General features: G+C 70.0%; 16 protein-coding genes, 1 tRNA gene and 1 rRNA gene. 4 read left to right on the forward strand and 14 right to left on the reverse strand.

Annotated elements, in window-relative coordinates; genetic code table 11:
* The 3 genes from rrf to DS843_RS27895 all read left to right on the forward strand — a co-directional run.
* A 5S ribosomal RNA gene (gene rrf, locus DS843_RS27885) occupies positions 1-89 on the forward strand; the annotation flags it as partial.
* A gap of 95 nt (positions 90-184) precedes the next feature.
* Positions 185-261, forward strand: a tRNA-Met gene (locus DS843_RS27890).
* Between the two features lie 23 nt (positions 262-284).
* The gene (locus tag DS843_RS27895; RefSeq protein ID WP_149472089.1) at positions 285-485 is read left to right on the forward strand and encodes a hypothetical protein; all 201 of its coding nucleotides are present in this window, start codon (positions 285-287) and stop codon (positions 483-485) included.
* Here the strand turns inward: DS843_RS27895 and DS843_RS27900 are convergent.
* From DS843_RS27900 to DS843_RS27940, 9 genes are all read right to left on the reverse strand, one after another.
* Positions 475-1,956: an amidohydrolase family protein gene (locus DS843_RS27900; RefSeq protein ID WP_149472090.1), complete on the reverse strand. Its 1,482-nt coding sequence runs from the start codon at positions 1,954-1,956 to the stop codon at positions 475-477. The genes DS843_RS27895 and DS843_RS27900 overlap by 11 nt on opposite strands.
* On the reverse strand, positions 1,953-3,257 hold the full coding sequence (locus DS843_RS27905; RefSeq protein ID WP_149472091.1) for a TRAP transporter large permease: 1,305 nt from the start codon (positions 3,255-3,257) through the stop codon (positions 1,953-1,955). The genes DS843_RS27900 and DS843_RS27905 overlap by 4 nt, the downstream gene beginning before the upstream one ends.
* Positions 3,254-3,856, reverse strand: coding sequence for a TRAP transporter small permease (locus tag DS843_RS27910; protein ID WP_149472092.1), 603 nt, complete (start codon positions 3,854-3,856; stop codon positions 3,254-3,256). The genes DS843_RS27905 and DS843_RS27910 overlap by 4 nt, the downstream gene beginning before the upstream one ends.
* Before the next feature lie 121 nt (positions 3,857-3,977).
* Complete coding sequence (locus tag DS843_RS27915) at positions 3,978-5,039, reverse strand: TRAP transporter substrate-binding protein (protein ID WP_149472093.1); 1,062 nt, start codon at positions 5,037-5,039, stop codon at positions 3,978-3,980.
* A 29-nt stretch (positions 5,040-5,068) separates the two neighbouring features.
* A complete protein-coding gene (hydA, locus tag DS843_RS27920; RefSeq protein WP_149472094.1) occupies positions 5,069-6,502 on the reverse strand; it encodes a dihydropyrimidinase in 1,434 nt (477 codons plus the stop codon).
* A gap of 11 nt (positions 6,503-6,513) precedes the next feature.
* Positions 6,514-7,218 (reverse strand): maleate cis-trans isomerase family protein, encoded by a 705-nt coding sequence (locus tag DS843_RS27925; protein WP_286192368.1) that lies wholly within the window; start codon positions 7,216-7,218, stop codon positions 6,514-6,516.
* 35 nt (positions 7,219-7,253) lie between these two features.
* Entirely contained in the window at positions 7,254-8,534 is a 1,281-nt protein-coding gene (locus DS843_RS27930; RefSeq protein ID WP_149472096.1) for a TRAP transporter large permease, read from the reverse strand.
* 6 nt (positions 8,535-8,540) lie between these two features.
* Positions 8,541-9,065 carry a TRAP transporter small permease gene (locus tag DS843_RS27935; RefSeq protein ID WP_149472097.1) on the reverse strand — a complete coding sequence of 175 codons (525 nt, stop codon included), beginning with the start codon at positions 9,063-9,065 and terminating at the stop codon, positions 8,541-8,543.
* Positions 9,062-10,054, reverse strand: a complete 993-nt coding sequence (locus DS843_RS27940) for a TRAP transporter substrate-binding protein (protein WP_149472098.1) — start codon at positions 10,052-10,054, stop codon at positions 9,062-9,064. The genes DS843_RS27935 and DS843_RS27940 overlap by 4 nt, the downstream gene beginning before the upstream one ends.
* 330 nt (positions 10,055-10,384) lie before the next feature.
* Between DS843_RS27940 and DS843_RS27945 the strand changes: the two genes are divergently transcribed.
* Positions 10,385-11,080 carry a GntR family transcriptional regulator gene (locus tag DS843_RS27945; RefSeq protein WP_167525498.1) on the forward strand — a complete coding sequence of 232 codons (696 nt, stop codon included), beginning with the start codon at positions 10,385-10,387 and terminating at the stop codon, positions 11,078-11,080.
* A 207-nt stretch (positions 11,081-11,287) separates the two neighbouring features.
* Here DS843_RS27945 and DS843_RS27950 read toward each other — a convergent pair whose 3' ends face one another.
* The 5 genes from DS843_RS27950 to DS843_RS27970 all read right to left on the reverse strand — a co-directional run bounded on the left by DS843_RS27950 (position 11,288) and on the right by DS843_RS27970 (position 18,269).
* Positions 11,288-12,139: an alpha/beta fold hydrolase gene (locus tag DS843_RS27950; RefSeq protein ID WP_149472100.1), complete on the reverse strand. Its 852-nt coding sequence runs from the start codon at positions 12,137-12,139 to the stop codon at positions 11,288-11,290.
* A gap of 155 nt (positions 12,140-12,294) precedes the next feature.
* Complete coding sequence (locus DS843_RS27955; protein WP_149472101.1) at positions 12,295-13,698, reverse strand: UdgX family uracil-DNA binding protein; 1,404 nt, start codon at positions 13,696-13,698, stop codon at positions 12,295-12,297.
* Between the two features lie 2 nt (positions 13,699-13,700).
* Positions 13,701-14,915 carry a putative DNA modification/repair radical SAM protein gene (locus DS843_RS27960; RefSeq protein WP_149472102.1) on the reverse strand — a complete coding sequence of 405 codons (1,215 nt, stop codon included), beginning with the start codon at positions 14,913-14,915 and terminating at the stop codon, positions 13,701-13,703.
* Positions 14,916-15,029: 114 nt separating this feature from the next.
* On the reverse strand, positions 15,030-17,561 hold the full coding sequence (locus tag DS843_RS27965) for an ABC transporter permease (protein WP_167525499.1): 2,532 nt from the start codon (positions 17,559-17,561) through the stop codon (positions 15,030-15,032).
* A gap of 153 nt (positions 17,562-17,714) precedes the next feature.
* Positions 17,715-18,269 (reverse strand): acyl-CoA thioesterase, encoded by a 555-nt coding sequence (locus tag DS843_RS27970; protein WP_149472104.1) that lies wholly within the window; start codon positions 18,267-18,269, stop codon positions 17,715-17,717.
* Between the last annotated feature and the right edge of the window lie 8 nt (positions 18,270-18,277).

Below are 18,277 nucleotides of genomic sequence, written 5' to 3' on the forward strand. Positions count from 1 at the left end.
ACCCGATCCCATCCCGAACTCGGCCGTGAAACGCCTCAGCGCCGATGGTACTGCGTCTCAAGACGTGGGAGAGTAGGTCGCCGCCAGGTCACCACGGCACACGCCAGACCAGAACCGGTCCGGACGCAGCGGAACGTTGTACAGTCACGCGACAATCGTCAGACCACTGGCCCTCTCAGACACCCGCGGGGTGGAGCAGCCCGGTAGCTCGTCAGGCTCATAACCTGAAGGTCGCAGGTTCAAATCCTGCCCCCGCAACCAAATTAGCCAGCAATCCTAAAGGGTTGCTGGCTTTTTCTGCAACAGGGGCAGAAGGTCTGGCACGGCTGGTCTGCCCAGGATGGCGCTTCAAGGGCTGCGAGGACTTCACCGTTCAGGAGCTGGAGGTGCGGGCGCGGCTGATCCGCTATGGTACATTGCTCCGCTGCGCCCGGCTGCTGGAACGGCGCTTCGGCTTCCGGCATGAGTGGCCGGTCAGGGCGTGAGGCGGGCGCTCCAGAACCGGTCCAGCGACGCGCCGATCCGCACCGCGCGTTCACGGTCACCGTCGTCCCGTGGGTCCCGCGCCCGGCGGGCCGCTTCCGCCGCCGCCTCCCTGACCATCGCCGGATCGAGGTGCGGGAACGCGCCGTCGCGGTATAGGATTCGACCGTCCACCATAGTCAGCACCACGTCGCGTCCCAAGGCCCGCGCCACCACGGCGTCGCGCAGAGGCATGTCGGGGTCGAGCCATCCGCCGCGGACGCGCTCCAGCGACAGCGCCACGAGGTCGGCGCGCCATCCCGGCTCCAGCCGGCCGACGTCGTCCCACCCCGCGACCGCCGCGCCGTTGACCGTCGCCATGGACAGCAGGTCCGCCGGGCCCGGCCCGGCCGGGCCGCCCCATTGCGGGTCACGGGCCAGCAGCCCGGCCAGCCGCAGCTCTCCCAGCATATCCTCGCCGTCCTGAGAGGCGCTGTTGTCCGTGCCGACCGCGAGCCGCACGCCGTATGCCCGCAGCCGCGCCAGCGGCGGCGCCCCGTTGGCGAGGCGCAGGTTGGAGCCGGGGTTGGTCACCACCGACACGCCGCGCGCCGCCGCCAGCTCCATGTCCGCGTCGGTCAGGTGGACACCGTGCGCCAGCGAGGTCCGCGGCCCGAGCACCCCCAGCGCGTCGAGCCGGGCCAGCACCCCCTCCGGGTAAAGGCGCCGGCAAGCCGCTGCCTGGACCGGCGATTCCAGCGCGTGCAAGTGGACGGGAAGGCCGAGCCGGTCCGCATCCTCCGCCAGCGCTTTGAACAGGCCATCGGACACCCATTGCGGCCCGGCGGGGCCGTAGGCGAAGCGGACGCGCGGGTGCCCGGCGAAGTCCGCGCGGAGATCCGCCATCAGCGCCTTGGTCCCGGCGGCGCCCTCGGCGTAGGCGGGCGGGCGCGGCGCGGTGATCCAGGCGCGCAGATCGTCCGGCAGCGTGGCGAGGAACGCCTCCTCCAGATCGTAGGCGATGCCGCCGCGGTCCGCCGCGCCCACGCAGTAGGTGACGCGCAGCCCCGCCTCGTCGTAACCGCGCAGCGCCGCGCGGACCTCGCCGGCATAGTCGCCGCTGCCGTAGCTCATGTTGGCGTGCAGCGCCGTGGTCACCCCGTTGCGCAGCATCTCCAGGGCGCACAGCAGGGCCAGCGGGTAAGGGTCCGGCGCGCCGCGCCCGCGCCGCCGGTTGATCCACAGCTCCAGCCGGTCGTCGGGGTAGCCGAGCTGCACCTGGCTGAGGCCCCGACCGTGCTGGTGCGCGTTGACCAGCCCCGGCATGAGCAGCGCATCGGGCAGGTCGATGCGCTCCGCCCCGCGGCCTTCCAGTTGAGAAGGCGGAGCGACGGCGGCGATCCGGCCTCCCTCCACCAGCACCGCCGGACCGGGCAACGCCTCGGCTTCGGCCGAGGCCAGCACGGCGGCGGGGACGAGGAGGAGCGCGCTCATCCGAAGGTGATCCGCGGCAGCCACAGCGCCACGTCCTGCCAGTAGATCAGGACGAAGGTCAGCAGCACCATCATCGCCAGGAACGGCATCGTTCCCTGGATGACCTGCACGACCGACCCCTCGCGCCGCACGCCCTGCACGACGTAGAGGTTCATGCCGACCGGCGGGGTGATCAGCGCCAGCTCGCACATCACCACCAGGAAGATGCCGAACCACACCGGGTCGATGCCCAGCGTCAGCACCAGCGGGAAGACCACGGGGATGGTGCCGATCATCATGGACAGCGTCTCCAGGAAGCAGCCCAGGATCAGGTAGAAGACGAACAGCACCAGCATGGTCTCGATCGGCCCCGCGCCGATCTCCGCCACGAAGCGGGCCAGCGCCTGCGGGATGCCCAGGATGCCGATGACGAAGTTCAGGTAGAACGCCGCCACGACGATCAGCGTGATCATCGCCGTCACCTGCACCGTCGCGACGAAGCAGTCGTGCAGCATGGATATGGACAGCCTGCGCCCCGCCGCCGTCATCAGCAGCGCGACGACCACGGCCACCGCGGCGGATTCCGTGGGCGTCGCCCAGCCGGCGTAGATGGTGCCCATCACCACCGCGAAGATGCCCAGCGGCGGGACGAGGCCCCACAGCGCGCGCAGCCGCACGCCCAGCGGCGCCATCGGCTCGCGCGCTCCGGCCATGGACGGGCGCCACCAGCTCACCATCACGATCACCAGCATGAACAGCGCGGTCAGCAGCAGCCCCGGCACGATGCCGGCGGAATAGAGCCGCCCGACCGAGGTGTTGGTCATGGCGCCGTAGATGATCATGTTGATCGACGGCGGGATCAGGATTCCCAGCGTCGCCCCCGCCGCCACCGTGCCGAGCACGAGACGCGGGTCGTAGCCCCGGTTGCGGAAGGCCGGCAGGGCCACCGTCCCGATGGTCGCCGCCGTCGCCACGGACGAGCCGGACACCGCCGCGAACAGCGCCGACGCGCCGATGTTGGTGTGCAGCAGCCCGCCCGGCAGCGGGGAAAGCCAGTGTGCCAGTGCCCGGTACATGCGGTCGGTCGAGCCGCCGCGCACCAGGATCTCGCCCAGGAGCACGAACAGCGGCACCGCCAGCAGCACGAAATTGTCCGACGCGCTCCAGAGCTGCGTGCCCGCCGCCAGCACGATGGGCGAGCCGATGGTGAGCGCCGCCCCCAGCAGCCCCACCGCGAACATCACCACCGCCACATGGAAGCCCAGGAACATCAGCCCGAGCATCACCGCGAAGCCGAACGCCGCTTCCCACAGTCCGATCATTGCGCGGCCCTCCGGTTCATGTCGGGCAGCTCGGTGCCCAGTTCCTCCTTGATCTCCTCCAGCACCGTGGGCGGGCCGTAGAGGGCGTTCATGCGCCGCGCCTCGCCGCGCAGCAGGCGCCGCACCGCGTCCACCGCCAGCGCCGCCGCCACCGCGGCGAACAGCACCAGCCCGACGAACCATAGCCCCTGCGGCAGCCACATCGGCACTTGGAGGGGCGAGTTGGAGACGCTGCGGAACTCCAGGCTTTCACTGAGTACGGCGTAGCCGCGCTCCGCCATGAAGGCCGCGAAGACGGCAAGAACCACGGCGGCAGCCGCGTTGAGCACCGCCTGCGCCTTCGGCGGCAGGCTGACCAGCAGCAGGTCGACGCGCGTGTGGGCGCGGCGCACCAGGGCCAGGGCGAAGCCGAAGGCGGTGCTGATCGCCAGCGCGTAGCCGCCGACCTCGTCGATGCCGTTCAGCGAGAAGCCGAAGAATTTGCGTCCGACGATCTCGACGCAGGTCAGCACGCTCAGTCCCAGAAGCCCCCAGCCGCAGAGGATCGCGGCGAAGCGGCACACCGGGTTCAGGAGGTTGTGAAGGGGGCTGGAGGGCATGGGTGGTCCTTGGATGTGCGAGGTGTTTTGCCCCCTCCCTGACCCTCCCCCGCTGGCGCGGTGGAGGGAACAAGGCCCCCTCTCCCGCGAAGCGGGGGGGCTGGGGTGGGGGCAACGCGCGTCAGTCGATCTTGTACCCGGCGGCCTCGCCGACCGTTTCGTTCCAGGTCTGCGTGCAGCCCGGATCGATGCGGTTGCAGCTTTCCTTCCAGATCGGCAGGACGACGGCGGTCACCGCGGCCTTCACCTTGGCGGCATCGGCGGGCGTCACCTCGACCGGGGTCATGCTGAACTTCGTGCCCTCGGTGCAGGGGTCCTTGCCGACGTTGCAGTTGGCGGCGTCGGTGTTGGCCGTCTCCGCCAGCGTCCACATCTGGTCCTCCATGCCCTTGAAGGCGGCGAGGATCTTCGCCTGGCTCTCCGGCGAGAACTTCTTCCAGTAGTCCAGGTTCACGAAGTGCCCCTGGACCGAGCCGGACACCGACAGCGGCAGGAAGTGGGTGGTCACCTCCGGCCACTTGCCGCTGTTGCCCGAGGTGGGCGAGGTCACGCCGCAGTTGGCCACACCGCGCTGCAACGCCGGGTACACCTCGCTGAACTGCAGGGTCACCGGCGTGGCGCCGAGGTGCTGGATCAGCGCCGCCATGGACGGCGTGAAGCTGCGCACCTTCAGCCCCTTCAGGTCGTCCAGGCTCTTGATCGGCGTGTTGCAGTAGAAGACCTGCGGGCCGAAGGGCCAGAGCGTCAGGACCTTGGCGTTGAACTTCTTCTGGAGGCGCTGGTCGAACGCCTCGCGGTAGGCGTCCACCGCCTTGCGCAACTGCGCCATGTCGGTGGAGACGCCGATCAGGTCCAGCCCCTCGAAGAAGGGGTCGTCGCGCGATGCCTGCCCGATCTGCACGCTCATCACGTCGAAGGCGCCGGAGCGGATCAGGCGCAGCGCCTCGTCGGCCTTCACGCCGACCACGTCCATCGGGTTGTAGTTGACCTGGAGCTTGACGCCGCTCTTGTCCGAGAGCGCGTCGAAGAAGGGCCGCTCGATCCCCTCCACATGCTTGCGGTTGGAGGAGAAGTTGCCGACGGCGCGCATGGTCGTCGGGTCGGCGGCCTGCGCCGCGGGGGCCACCGCCAAAAGGGCGCCGGTCGCGAGCAGGAGGGCGGCAAGGGTGGGGGACTTGGTCATGTCTGTGAGCCTCCGTGTTCTTTTTGATATCAGACGGCGCCGGCGCGGCCGGTGCGTGGCCGGGCGGGGGCGGGCAGGTCGCAGGGCAGGAATTGGCCGTGGCCGGGTTGAGCGGTCAGCGTGCCGTCGCGCTGCACCACCGCGCCGCGCGACAGGGTCAGCACCGGCCAGCCGGTGACCCGGATTCCCTCGTAGGGCGTGTAGTCCACATTGTGGTGCAGAAGGGCGTTGCTGATGGTCACCTCCCGCTGCGGGTCCCACAGCGCGACGTCGGCGTCGGAGCCCACCGCGATGGTCCCCTTGCGTGGGTAGAGGCCGTAGAGCCGCGCCGGGTTGGCCGAGGTCAGCGCCACGAACTGCTCCAACGTGATGCGGCCTTCGCCGACCCCGGCCGAGAACAGCAGGGGCAGCCGCGTCTCGACGCCCGGGATGCCGTTCGGCACCTTGGAGAAGGGCGCGTCGGCGCCGTGCACCTGCTTGCCGTCCGGCCCGTCGAAGCGGAACGGCGCGTGGTCGGAGGAGAAGACCTGGAACACCCCGCCCTGGAGCCCGTCCCAGATCACCTGCTGGTTCGCCTTATCGCGCGGCGGGGGCGAGCAGATGCATTTGCTGCCTTCGTGCCCCGGCTGGTCGAGGTCGTCGGCGGTGAGGAAGAGGTATTGCGGGCAGGTCTCGGCGTAGATGCGCATGCCGCGCCCCTGCGCCCAGCGGATCTGCTCCACCGCCTCCGCGCCCGAGACGTGGACGATCAGGATCGGCACGTCCGCCAGTTCGGCCAGCGCGATGGCGCGATGGGTCGCCTCGCGCTCCACCACCATGGGGCGGGCGGCGGCATGGTACTTCGGCGCGGTCTTGCCGGCCAGCTCCAGCTTGTCGGTCAGCCACGCGATGCAGTCGCTGTTCTCCGCGTGGATCATGACCATGGCGCCCTCGCGCCGTGCCACGTCCAGAACCTCCAGGATCTGGCGGTCGTTCAGCTTCAGGCTGTCGTAGGTCATGTAGATCTTGAAGGAGGTGTAGCCGTCGCGGATCAGCGCCGGCAGCTCCTGCCCGATCACCTGCTCGGTCGGGTCGGTGACGATCAGGTGGAAGGCGTAGTCGATCACCGCCTTGCCGTCGGCGCGCCGGTGGTAGTCCTCGACCGCGGCGCGCAAGGACTGGCCCTTCATCTGGCAGGCGAAGGGGATCACCGTCGTGGTCCCGCCGCAGGCGGCGGAACGGGTGCCGGAGGTGAAGTCGTCCGCCATCACCGACCCGTCGCCGGTCGGCTGGTCGAAATGGCAATGCGCGTCCACGCCGCCCGGCAGCACCAGCAGCCCCGTGGCGTCGATCTCCTCCTTGCCCTTGGCAAGCCCCTCGCCGAGCGCCACGACGCGCCCGCCGCGGATGCCCACGTCACAGCGCTGGACGTCGCCGGCGGTGGCGACGGTGCCGTGCCGGATGACCAGATCGAACGGGTCCATGCCGCCCTCCCTCACGCCAGTTCCTGGAACAGGCTGCCCCAGCCCTGCACGCGCCGGGTGTCCACGCCGGTCATGCGCAGCGCCTTCCACACCACGGTGGAGACCGTGTCGTAGACGGGAATGCCCAGGGCCTTCTCCACGCGCTCCGCCACGGGGGCTCCGCGCATGTTGGTGCAGATGATGGCGATGGCCTCGGGTTTGGCCTCCGCCACCTCGGCGCACAGGCGCTCGATCCGCTCCTCCGTCACCTCGGAGAAGGAGAAGTTGCCGCGATCGTTCAGGTGCCGCTCCGCCACCACCTCGAAGCCGGCGGCGGTGTAGTTGGCGACCATCTTCTCCTGGATCTCGTCCAGGTAGGGGCTGACGATGGCGAAGCGCTTGCGCCCCGTCGTCTCCAGGATCTCGTTCAGCGCCAGCATGGAGGTGCAGGCGGCGATGCCCGTCTCCGCCTCGATGGACTCGCACAGCCGCGCGTCGGCGTCGAAGCCCATCCAGCCGGCGGACGTGCCGTTCCAGCCGATCACGTCCAACCGGGCGTCGGCCAGCAGCCGCGCGGCGTCCAGGAAGGGGGCGTCGCCGAACTGGCCCAGCGCCTGCGGCTTCAGCGAGATTTCGGTCACCCGGAAACGCCCGAAATGGGCGCTCACCTCGGGCAGCCCCGCCAGCATGGCGCTCGTCACCGGCTCCAGCACCGTGTTCGACGAGGGGGTAAGCATTCCGATCAACGTACGCTTCTGCAAAGGGGGTCTCCCTAGTAGCCCAGCGCGTGCGGCAGGGCGGTGATGAGGGGCGGGAAGAGCATGCCGGTGACCAGCAGCGCGAAGCCCAGGGCGACGAAGGGCCAGAGGTGGCGCATCATCTCGCCCATGGAAATCCGGGCGATGCCGCAGACGACGAACAGCACCACACCCACCGGCGGCGTGAGCATCCCGAGCACCAGGTTGAAGACGAACAGGAAGCCGAAGTGCAGCGGGTCCAGGCCGTAGGAGACGGCGATGGGGTGGAACAGCGGCACCAGCATGATGTAGGCGGCGTTAGATTCCAGGAACATGCCGACCACGAACAGCATGGCCGCGACCAGCAGGTTGAAGACCAGCGGGTCGGTGGTCAGGCCCTTGATCGCGGCGGTCAGCCGCATCGGCAGCAGGTCCACCGTGATCAGGAAGGTGACGGCCGACGCGAAGGCGATCAGCGCGCCGACCATGGCGGTGGTGACCGCCGCCTTCAGCAGGCAGTCCGGCAGGTCGGCCAGCTTCAGTCGCCGCGTCACGAACAGCCCGACCAGCAGCGCGTAGACCACCGCGATGGCGGCACCCTCCGTCGCCGTGAAGGCACCGCCGACGATGCCGCCGATCACCACGATGGGCATCAGCAGGATCACCAGCGACCGCCGCATCTGATAGGCGATGTTGGCGAGGCTGACCGGCTCGCCCGTGGGCGGGTAGCCGCGGCGCTTCGCCATCCACCAGCACAGCGCCATCATGCCGGCGCAATAGACCAGCCCCGGCACCACGCCAGCCAGGAACATGCCGGCCACCGACACGCCGCTGCCGGCCATGAAGGCGTAGACGATCATGGCGCCCGACGGCGGGATGACGGGGCCAAGGTTCGCCGCCGCCGCCACGATGGCCGCGGAGAAGCCGGTGCCGTACACCTTCTCCAACTGGCGGACCAGCACGGTGGCGAGCGCGCTGGCGTCGGCCACGGCGGCGCCCGACACCGCGGCCATGCCCGCGCCTGAGACCAGCGTGACCTGGGCGAGGCCGCCCTGCACGCGCCCGACGAAGGCGTTCGCCAGATCGATCAGCCGCTCCGCCAGCCCGCCGCGGATCATCAGTTCACCGGCCAGCATGAACAGCGGGATCGCCATCAGCGGGAAGGCGTTGACCGCGTGCATCATGCGCTGCGGCAGCATGTTGACGTCGATGCCGCCCAGCGACAGCCCGGCCAGCGCGCTGAACCCCAGCGCGAAGGCCAGCGGCATGCCCAGCAGGCCCAGCATCATGAAGATGAGGATGATCGGCAGGCTCATGTCGCTCTACTCCCTGCCCGGCGGAACGCCGCGCCCCAGCGCCTGGGACAGCAGGTGCAGCGCCCCGTGCAGCGCGCCGATGCAGACCGGCAGCATGAACAGCCCGACCGAGACGTCCAGCGTCGACATCGGCTCGTCCCACTGGTCGAGCGTCAGGATCACCGCCTGCCAGCCGACCACCGCCATCAAGCCCATGCCCAGCAGCGCCATCAGCCGGGCCAGCCCGGCGCGCGGCCCCGTGGGGATGACGTCCGTCAGCACCGTCATGCCCACATGCGCGCCGCGCCGGATGCCCAGCGGGATCGCCAGGAACACCGCCCAGACGAAGAGGAGACGCGATATCTCCTCCGCCCAGTCGATGGACAGGTTCAGCGCGTAGCGCATGACGACCTGGGCCGAGACGATGACGACCATGCCGATCATGGCGCCGATCACCGCCTTGGCGACGATCCAGTCGATGCCGTCGAGCACCCGGCCGAGGGCCGCGGCGGCGGTCCCCGGCGGCGCGGCCACGCCGTTCAGCGTGCTCATCCCTTCTTGCCCGCGGCGGCGAGCACCTGATCGACCAGGTCGGCCCCCGCGCGCTTCTTCACCTCGTCCACCACGCCGGAGGTCGCCTTGCGCAGCGCGGCCAGGGTTTCCGGCGTCAGCGCGTCGAACTGCATGCCCTTGGCCTGGAGGTCCTTCAGCGCCTCGGCGTCGGCCTCGGCGGCCAGCTTGCGCTGCTCGGCCACGGCCTTGGCCGAGGCGGCGGCGATCGCCTGCTTGTACTCCGGCTTCAGCGCGTCGAACTGCTTCCTGTTGGCGACGAGGGGGATGAAGTCGAAGAAGTGGCCGGTGTTGGACAGGTACTTCTGCACCTCGAAGTACCGGCTGGCGCGGATGATGGGGTAGGGGTTCTCCTGCCCGTCCACCACGCCCTGCTGGAGTGCCGAATACAGCTCCTTCACGTCCATCGCCACCGGGTTGGCGCCGAGCGCCCGGAAGGTGGCGAGGTGCGTCTCGTTGGGCTGCATGCGCAGCTTCAGGCCCTTGAAGTCCTCAAGGGTCTTCAGTGGGCGAATGTTGTTGGTGGCGTGGCGCTGGCCCAGCTCCATCCAGCCGAGCGGCGCGAAGCCCTTGGCCGCCAGCTTCTCCTCGATGGCCTTGCCGACCGGGCCATCGATGACCTGGAAGGCGGTCTCGCGGGTCTCGAACAGGAAGGGCAGGCTGACCGCCTCCACCTCGGGCACGAGGCGCGAGACGAAGGCCGCCCCCACCCAGGTGCCGAAGATCGTGCCGGAGCGCACGGCGTCCACGTTCTCCTTGGCGCCGCCAAGCTGCATGCCCGGGAACAGGTCGATGGTCAGCGCGCCGTTGGTGCCGCGCTCGACCTCGGCCTTGAAAAGCTCCATGGCTTTGGAGGAGGAATGCTCCGGCGCGAAGTTGCCGGCGATGCGGAGCGTCTCGGCGTTGGCGCTGCCCGCCGTGACGCCCAGAGCCACGGCCAGGACGGCCAGAAATCCCGAGTGGGTTCCCATGGATGCACCTCTCCTGTTCCAGTCGAGCGGCGCGCGGGCGCACGCTCCGATACTTGCACCGGACGCGGTCGAGTATTAGGGAATTACGGCGAAATCGGCGGGTCGATTGTCTCCTTTCGACCGGCTTGACTTTCCCTCATGCTTGGAACCACGATCCTCTTCGTCCTATTGCAAGTCAATTGCCAAAACTGGATATTGAATTACAATGACGTATAACATATTGAACAATAACGGAAAAAATGTGAGCGGGATGGGTTTGTCCGCTTTCCGCGCCTCCGGAGGAGGTACGGTGGTCCGCTCAAATCCTGGGCAGCGGGGGGAGGCATGGTGATGCGGAATTCGGCAAACGAGCGTCCGGCGCGCCGGGCTGCCATCGGCCGGGTCACTTTGCACGACGAGGTGGCGGCGCGCCTGCGCTCCATGATCGTGGAGGGGGAGCTGTCCCCCGGCGCCCGCATCCCGGAAAGCCAGCTCTGCGAGGCGTTCGGCGTCTCGCGCACGCCGCTGCGCGAGGCCTTGAAGGTGCTGGCATCGGAAGGGCTGGTGGAGCTGCTGCACAGCCGCGGCGCCATCGTGAAGCGCATGTGCGTGCAGGAGGTGGCCGACATCTTCGAGTTGATGGCCGGCGTGGAGTACATGACCGGGCAGCTCGTCTGCCAGCGCGCGACCGCCGAGGAGGTGGAGGAGTTGCAGGATCTGCACGCGCGGCTGGTCGACTTCCACCGCCGTGGCCGGCGTTCGGACTATTTCCGCACCAACCAGAAGATCCACCGGCGGATCGCCGAGGTGTCGGGCAACCGCGTTCTGGCGGAAATGCAGGCCGACTTCTCCGGCAAGATCCGCCGCGCCCGCTACATGGCGAACCTCCAGCAGGCCCGCTGGGACGAGTCCGTGCAGGAGCACGAAGCCTTCATGGAGGCGCTGGCCCAGCGCGACGGCGACCTGATGGGCCAGCGCCTGCGCGACCACATGCGCCACACCGGCGACGTGGTGATACGCGCCCTGCGGGACGGGGGCGGCGCGTAGCGAGATGGACCCCGCATCTGAGGCAGGTGACGAAGCGAGAGTCCTGCTCCTACAAGTGGGGCAGACACAGGAGCCGTACGTGAAGCAGGCTCGGCAGAAGCACAGAGCGGCGTTCAAGGCGATTTGCTCGGCAAGGCCGGCCCCGGAGACGGGGCCGGCCTTTCGTGTTCCGGAGCACAGAGCCAGGATGCTGGCCGGTGTACCGTCTCAACCCTTGAAGAAGGCCAGCAGGTCGGCGTTGATGGTTTCCGCGTGCGTGGTCGCCATGCCGTGCGGGAAGCCCTTGTAGACCTTGAGCGTGCCCTTCGGCAGCAGCTTGGACGAGAGCGGGGCGGAAGCGGCGATCGGCACGATCTGGTCGTCGTCGCCGTGCATCACCAGGGTCGGGACGTCGATCCTCTTCAGATCCTCGGTGAAGTCGGTCTCGGAGAAGGCCTTGATGCAGTCGTAATGGGCCTTGGTGCCGCCCATCATCCCCTGGCGCCACCAGTTGTCGATGATGCCCTGCGAAACCTGGGCGCCGTCGCGGTTGAAGCCGTAGAAGGGGCCGGACGGAATGTCGCGGAAGAACTGGGCGCGGTTGGCGGCCAGCGCCGCGCGGAACCCGTCGAACACCTCCAGCGGCAGGCCGCCGGGGTTGGCCTCGGTCTTGACCATGATCGGCGGAACGGCGCCCAGCAGGACCGCCTTACCGGCCCGCGAGGTGCCGTGGCGCCCCAGATAACGCGCGACCTCGCCGCCGCCGGTCGAGTGGCCGACATGGAAGACGTTCCGCAAGCCCAGCCCGGTGACGACGGCCAGCACGTCGTCGGCGTAGGTGTCCATCTCGTTCCCGGTCGCCGTCTGGGTCGAGCGGCCATGCCCCCGCCGGTCGTGGGCGACGACGCGGAAGCCCTTGTTCAGGAAGAACAGCGTTTGGGAGTCCCAGTCGTCGGCGGTCAGCGGCCAGCCGTGATGGAACATGACCGTCTGCGCGTCGCGCGGCCCCCAATCCTTGCAATAGATCCGCACGCCGTCCGTCGTGGTGATGAACCCGTCCTCGGTCTTGCCGCTGGTCATCGTCCGTTTCCCTTCGCTTGAGTGGACAGAGCCGTTGCCGGTGGGTTGGCGCTCGGCGATCGCCGGCCGCCGTTTCCAATGGCTACCGAAACGGGGCGTTTTTCAAAGCTATCTCTAGGTATCGGTAATTTTATTGTGGGAATACTCCGCACGGCTCACGCCAGGGCCGCGGCCCGGCGCAGATCGTCGATGAAGTCCGCCTGGGCCGTCCGCCGCTCCTCGGCGCCGGGAAGCCTCAGGAGATAGGAGGGGTGGACGGTGACGAAGCCGTTCCACCCGTCGAAGGCCATTGGTCCCCTCTCGCGCAGAACCGAGACGGGGCGGCCGGTCAGGGCCAGGGCCGCGGTGGCTCCCAGCGCGACGACGAGGCGGGGGCGGACGAAGCCCAGCTCCGTCATCAGCCACCAGCGGTAATGCTTCACCTCCCCGGCGGTGGGGGACTGGTGGATGCGCCGCTTGCCCCGCTGGACGAACTTGAAGTGCTTGACCGCGTTGGTCAGGTAGACGGCGCCGCGGTCGATGCCGGCCTCCTCCAGCGCGGCGGACAGCAATTGACCGGCGGGGCCGACGAAGGGGCGGCCCTCGCGGTCCTCCTGGTCGCCCGGCTGCTCGCCGACGATGGCGACGGCGGCACCCTCCGGCCCCTCGCCCAGCACGGCCTGCGTGGCGCCCGGCACCAGCGGTTCGGAGCGCCGGATCAGGAGGTTCAGCTCGGCGAGGGTCGCCGGGGCCTGCCGGGCCATGGCCGCCACGGCCTTTTCGGGCATGCGGCGGCGGGGGACGGCGGCCTCCGCCTCCAACATCGCCTGGACGCGGGCCGGGGCGGAGCGGACCAGGGCGGGGATGGCCACCGTCTCCGGCATGTTGGCCCAGTATTTCCGCGGCATCTCCGCCCGCATGGCCGTCGGATTGACCCGCGCGGGGTTGAAGGTGCTCTCGTAATAGCGTTGCCAGCCCTCGGCGAACCGGTCGTCGTCCAGCGGGTCCGGACGCTCGGCGGGCGGGCCGGTCATCAGGCGTTGGCGGTCCCAGTGCAATGATCCCTTCGGCGTCAGGATCGTCCACACCATGCTTTCGAACCGCTCGACGAAGAAGGGGGCAACGGCCTCGACGATGTTGTGGTCGGGTTCGAACCACGCGGCGTAGCGCTCGCCGCCGTCCAAGTCCGGCACCGCGCGGAAGCGCAGGAAGGCGTGCATCTTGTGAATGTCCCGCCGCACCGCCTTGTCCAGCCGCTCCAGCCGGTGCACCAGCGGGTCGGCGTGCTGGTCGAGCAGAGCCCGTTCTCCGTTCAGCACCCGCCAGACCAGCCGGTAGAGCAGGGCGTAGCGTTCCGGATCGCTGTGACAGACCACGGTTTCGATCAGCCGCCCGACCGCCTGGGGCAGGAGGACCGGTGCCCCGTCGCCGGGCGGGAGCGCCGCGTCGTCGCCGAACAGCGACGGGGCGCCGACACTCCACAGCACCGCCTCGGGCGGCGTCCGGGCGGCGGCGAGGCGGCGCACCGCCCGGCGGAAGCCGTCGAGGTCCGCTCCCTCCCGCAAGGCGATCGTGTGCATCGTCAGAACAGGCTCAACTGGCTGGACGGAGTCACCAGCCGCCGGCGCAGGTCCAGCCGGTCGGTCAGGCCGCCGGTGGGGTGGTAATCGGCGGCGATCAGGAAGGGGCGTGCCCGCCTCAGCCCGGTGGACAGCCGCGCCAGATCCTCCATCCGCAGGCGGGTGTGGCGGCGGGCCGAGAGGATCTTGTCGACGGCGCGGGCGCCCAGCCCCGGCACCCGCAGCAGCATCTCGCGGTCGGCGCGGTTGACGTCCACCGGGAACCGCTCCCGGTTCTTCAGCGCCCAGGCCAGCTTCGGGTCGATGCCGAGGTCGAGCATCCCGTCCTCGCCGCCGGACGCGATCTCCTCCACCGTGAAGCCGTAGTAGCGCAGCAGCCAGTCGGCCTGATACAGCCGATTCTCCCGCTGCAGGGGCGGCGGCTTGACCGGCAGGACCGAGCTGGCCTCCGGGATCGGGCTGAAGGCGGAATAATAGACTCGGCGCAGCCCGTAGCGCTGGTAGAGCGTGCCGCTGGTCTCCAGAACCGAGCGGTCGGTGGCGTCGTCGGCGCCGACGATCAGTTGGGTGCTCTGGCCGGCGGGGGAGAAGCGGCGCCGCTCCTCCTTGGCCTCCACGATGCGCTCGTTGACCTGTCCCATCACCGCCTTGATGGTGCCGCCGTTCTTCTCCGGCGCGAAGGCCTTCAGGCTGTGGTCGGAGGGCAGTTCAAGGTTGATCGACAGCCGGTCCGCCCACAGCCCGGCCTGCTCGATCAGCCAGGGACTGGCTTCGGGAATGGTCTTCAGGTGAATGTAGCCGGCGAAGCCGTGGTCGCGCCGCAGGGTCCGCGCCACCAGCATCATCTGCTCCATGGTGTGATCCGGCGAGCGGATGATGCCGGAGGACAGGAACAGCCCCTCGATGCAGTTGCGCTTGTAGAAGCCGAGGGTCAGCGTCACCACCTCCTCCACCGTGAAACGCGCGCGGCGGACGTTGGAGGAGCGACGGTTGATGCAGTAGACGCAATCGAACAGGCAGTGGTTGGTCAGCAGGATCTTCAGAAGCGAGACGCAGCGCCCATCCGGCGTGTAGGCGTGGCAGATCCCGGCCCCGGTCGTGGAGCCCAACCCCTCCTTGCCGCCGCGGCGCGGCTTGGCGCCGGACGAGGCGCAGGAGGCGTCGTATTTCGCCGCATCGGCCAGGATGCCGAGCTTCTCGATCAAGGCGTCGTCCATCGTCCCATTCCCACTGTGCGCGTGCGTTCTTAATATGTTCTTCCGGGGTGGGCAGGCAAGCGGCTGTTGAGGCGGGGTGACGATGACGGCACGATGGCCTGACGAAAGGACGGATCACGCGGAGAGAGCGCCGCTGCGCAGCCACCGCATCACGTCCCGCCGGGGCAGGGAGGCCACCAGTGCCGCTCCGGCCAAGGCCATGGCGGCGACGGCGCCGAGGAAGGCGGCCAGGGGGATCGCGCCGCCGGGCAAGGGGGCGCCATCGGTTAGGCCCGCGACCACCGCCGCTCCGCCGAGCCAGCCGAGCGGCACCGCCACCGCGGCGACGGCGGCGCCCAGAAGGGCGAACTCCAGAACCACGGCCAGACCCATCGCGCGCCGCCCGACCCCGATTGCGTGCAGGATGGCCATTTCGTGCAGCCGGCGCCGCGCGCCGTTGGCGACGGCACCCAGAAGGACCACGGCAGCCGCGCCAAGGGCGACGGCGGACAGGCCGTCCAGAAGCCGGCGGACCTGTCGGACGGTGGAGCCGAGCGTCTCCAGAACCTCCGCCGCGCGCACAGCGGGGGCGTTCGGGACGGTCCGCGCCGCCTCCGCTTCAACCATTTGCATCGCGTCGGGCTTCGACCAGACGGCGGCGACGAGGCTGTGCGGCGGCGGTTCGGGGAAGGGGGAGAGGAGAACCGGGAAGTCCAGCCCGAGCCTCGTCCAGTCGATGCGCCGGAGGTTGACGACCCTGGCGGTCACCGGGCCGTCCGCCAGGGCCAGCGTGACGCTGTCCCCCACCGCCAGCCCCAACCGGCGGGCCACCTGCGCGTCCAGCGAAGCGAGCGGCGGACCGGCATAGCCCGCCGGCCACCAGTCCCCCGCCACGATCCGGTCCGTGGCGGCGGGGCGGTCGCGCCAGGACAGGCCACGGTCGCCGCGCACCGCCCAGCCCACGGAGCGCGGGACGTCCGCCTCGGTGACGGCGGCGCCGTTGAGGCGGCTGATCCGGGCGTGGAGGAAGGGCACCGCCTCGACCCGTTCGACGCCGCGCAGGGCGGACAGGCGCTCGGCGAAGCGCTGGCCATCCTGCGGGGGAATGTTCAGGAAGACGACGGAGGGCGTTTCCGCCGGCAGCACCGCCTCGACATGCCCGCTCGCCGACCGTCCGACCACGCCGACCGTCACCAGCAGGGTGAGGCCGATCCCCAGCGCCACGGCCACCGGGACCGTCGGCGCACCGGGCCGCCCGAGGTTGGCGACCGCCAGCCGGACCACCGGCCGCCGCCCCCGCGCCAGCCGGCGGGCCGCCCGCGCAAGCCCTTGCCCCAGCAGCGCGAACGCCGCCGCCACCAGCCCGGCGGCGAGGAGGAACCCCGCGACCGCCAGCGGCATGCCCGTCCAGCCCGCGAGCAGGCCGGCGAGCGCCAGCGCCAGAAGCGCGACGGCACCGCGCACCCGCCATCCCAGAGGCTTCGGCGCGCCGTCCACCGGTCCCCGCCAGATCGCGGCGGGTCTGGTTCCGGCGGCGCGGGCCAGGGGCGGCACGGCGCAGAGGAGCGCCGCCACAAGCCCCACCGCCGCAGCCAGCAGCAGGGCCGCCAGATCGACGGCGCCGCTCGTCTCCGGCAGCCAGTCGAGCGGCAGCGCGCGCGCCGCCGCCGCCGCCAGAAACGCGCCGGCCACCGCGCCGATCAGCAGCGCCACGCCGACCACGGCCAGCGTCTGCAGCAGGAAGGCGGTGAAGAGAAGGCGCGGCGACCCGCCGAGAGCCTTCAGCGTGGCCAGAACCGGCAACCGCCGGGCGAGATGCGCCGACAGCGCCCGCCCGATGCCGACCCCGCCGATCAGCAGAATGGACAGCGACCCCAGAAGGAACAGCGCGCGGGCGAGGTGCACGGTGCGATCCACGCCCGGAATGCCGTGCGAGGCATCGACGATCCGCCAACCGGCGTCGGGGAAACGGCGCTCCAGATCGCGCAGAACGGCGTCGGATCGCACCGTCTCCGGAAGGACGAGGCGATAGTACCAGTAGATGGCGGCACCCGGCTCCACGAGTCCCGTCGCGTCCAGCGCTTGGCGGTCGATGACGACGCGCGGGCCGAGGGAGAAGGCGCGGAACGCCCGGTCCGGCTCATGCTCCAGCACGGCGCGGATCGCGACCTCGGCGGCTCCGATCCGCAACCGGTCCCCGACACCCAGCGCCAACGCGCCGAGAAGGTCGGCGGACACCGCCGCACCCCAAACCCCGTCCCGGCGGGCCAGCGCGTCGGCAAGGGATGGCGCGCCGGACACCGCCGCCACTCCGACCAGCGGGTAAGTTCCTTCGACCGCCTTCAGTTCGACCAGGGTGCGGGCGCTGCCGGACACCGCCGCCGCCACGGGCCGCAGTTCCGCCGTCTCGCCGACCGTGCCCATCGTTTCGAGGAAAGCCCGTTGTTCCGGCGTCGCCGGTGCGTGGAACAGGCGCAGGGACAGATCGCCGCCGACCGCCTCCCTTGCGGTCGCCCGCATCCCGTCGAGTACCCCGCCGCCGAGCGACCCCACGGCAGCCATCATGGCGGTCCCGAGCGCCACCCCCAGGACCACGATCCAAAGTCCGGCGACACCGCCCCGCAGGTCCCGCCAAGCCAGCCGCAACGCGATGCGCAGAAAGGTCATGGCGGACATATCGTGAAGGTCCCGCCGGGCGGCAACCACTCACATCGCACTCAAGATCCCCTCTCCCGCCTCGGGAGAGGGAAGGGGCCTACGCGAAGCGTGGGAAGGGTGAGGGTAAAGCCGAGGATCAGCGCCTTGATCCTCGTACGACCCTCACCCGGCGCCTGCGGCGCCACCCTCTCCCGGGGCGGGAGAGGGATTGGACGCCAGATGCAGCCGCCGCCGGTGACCGGAGGGCAGGGGATGGGCGGACTGGACTTTCGCCAGGGCGCGCAGGCGCTCCGCCTGGGCGGGTGCGAAGGGCGTCACCTTGCGGGTGCCCAGATCAACGTGGATCGAAAGCTGCTCCATGGTCGCGGCGACCGTCCCGTCGTCGGCCCGCCGGATCTCCAGCAGGCTCAACAGGCGCTTGTCGTCGGCGTCGAGCAGCCGCAGGGCCACCCGCAACGGCGTGCCGACGCGCAGTTCCCGCCGGTAATGGATGGCGACATCGACCACGAACAGGCCGAACCCCTCGTCCCGCGTGTAGGTCTCGCCCAGCCCCCATTGCTCCATCAGGGCATAGCCGACGTCGTCGAACAGGGCGACGTAGCGGACCATGTTCATGTGGCCGTACAGGTCGATCCAGCTTTCTTCGACGGTCCGCACGTCGGACAGCAGGATGTTGGTCGGCAAGATGTCCGGCGGCAGGGCGTGGTCCTGGGTCATGGAAGAGC

The sequence above is a fragment of the Roseomonas genomospecies 6 genome (genome assembly GCF_008365375.1).
Lineage (GTDB): Bacteria > Pseudomonadota > Alphaproteobacteria > Azospirillales > Azospirillaceae > Azospirillum.

Bases quoted from the DNA above. Each gene is read 5' to 3' on its own strand.
- DS843_RS27900 (WP_149472090.1), bottom strand. From the start codon at position 1,956: ATGAGCGCGCTCCTCCTCGTCCCCGCCGCCGTGCTGGCCTCGGCCGAA.
- DS843_RS27905 (WP_149472091.1), bottom strand. From the start codon at position 3,257: ATGATCGGACTGTGGGAAGCGGCGTTCGGCTTCGCGGTGATGCTCGGG.
- DS843_RS27910 (WP_149472092.1), bottom strand. From the start codon at position 3,856: ATGCCCTCCAGCCCCCTTCACAACCTCCTGAACCCGGTGTGCCGCTTC.
- DS843_RS27915 (WP_149472093.1), bottom strand. From the start codon at position 5,039: ATGACCAAGTCCCCCACCCTTGCCGCCCTCCTGCTCGCGACCGGCGCC.
- hydA (WP_149472094.1), bottom strand. From the start codon at position 6,502: ATGGACCCGTTCGATCTGGTCATCCGGCACGGCACCGTCGCCACCGCC.
- DS843_RS27925 (WP_286192368.1), bottom strand. From the start codon at position 7,218: ATGCTTACCCCCTCGTCGAACACGGTGCTGGAGCCGGTGACGAGCGCC.
- DS843_RS27930 (WP_149472096.1), bottom strand. From the start codon at position 8,534: ATGAGCCTGCCGATCATCCTCATCTTCATGATGCTGGGCCTGCTGGGC.
- DS843_RS27935 (WP_149472097.1), bottom strand. From the start codon at position 9,065: ATGAGCACGCTGAACGGCGTGGCCGCGCCGCCGGGGACCGCCGCCGCG.
- DS843_RS27940 (WP_149472098.1), bottom strand. From the start codon at position 10,054: ATGGGAACCCACTCGGGATTTCTGGCCGTCCTGGCCGTGGCTCTGGGC.
- DS843_RS27945 (WP_167525498.1), top strand. From the start codon at position 10,385: ATGCGGAATTCGGCAAACGAGCGTCCGGCGCGCCGGGCTGCCATCGGC.
- DS843_RS27950 (WP_149472100.1), bottom strand. From the start codon at position 12,139: ATGACCAGCGGCAAGACCGAGGACGGGTTCATCACCACGACGGACGGC.
- DS843_RS27955 (WP_149472101.1), bottom strand. From the start codon at position 13,698: ATGCACACGATCGCCTTGCGGGAGGGAGCGGACCTCGACGGCTTCCGC.
- DS843_RS27960 (WP_149472102.1), bottom strand. From the start codon at position 14,915: ATGGACGACGCCTTGATCGAGAAGCTCGGCATCCTGGCCGATGCGGCG.
- DS843_RS27965 (WP_167525499.1), bottom strand. From the start codon at position 17,561: ATGACCTTTCTGCGCATCGCGTTGCGGCTGGCTTGGCGGGACCTGCGG.
- DS843_RS27970 (WP_149472104.1), bottom strand. From the start codon at position 18,269: ATGACCCAGGACCACGCCCTGCCGCCGGACATCTTGCCGACCAACATC.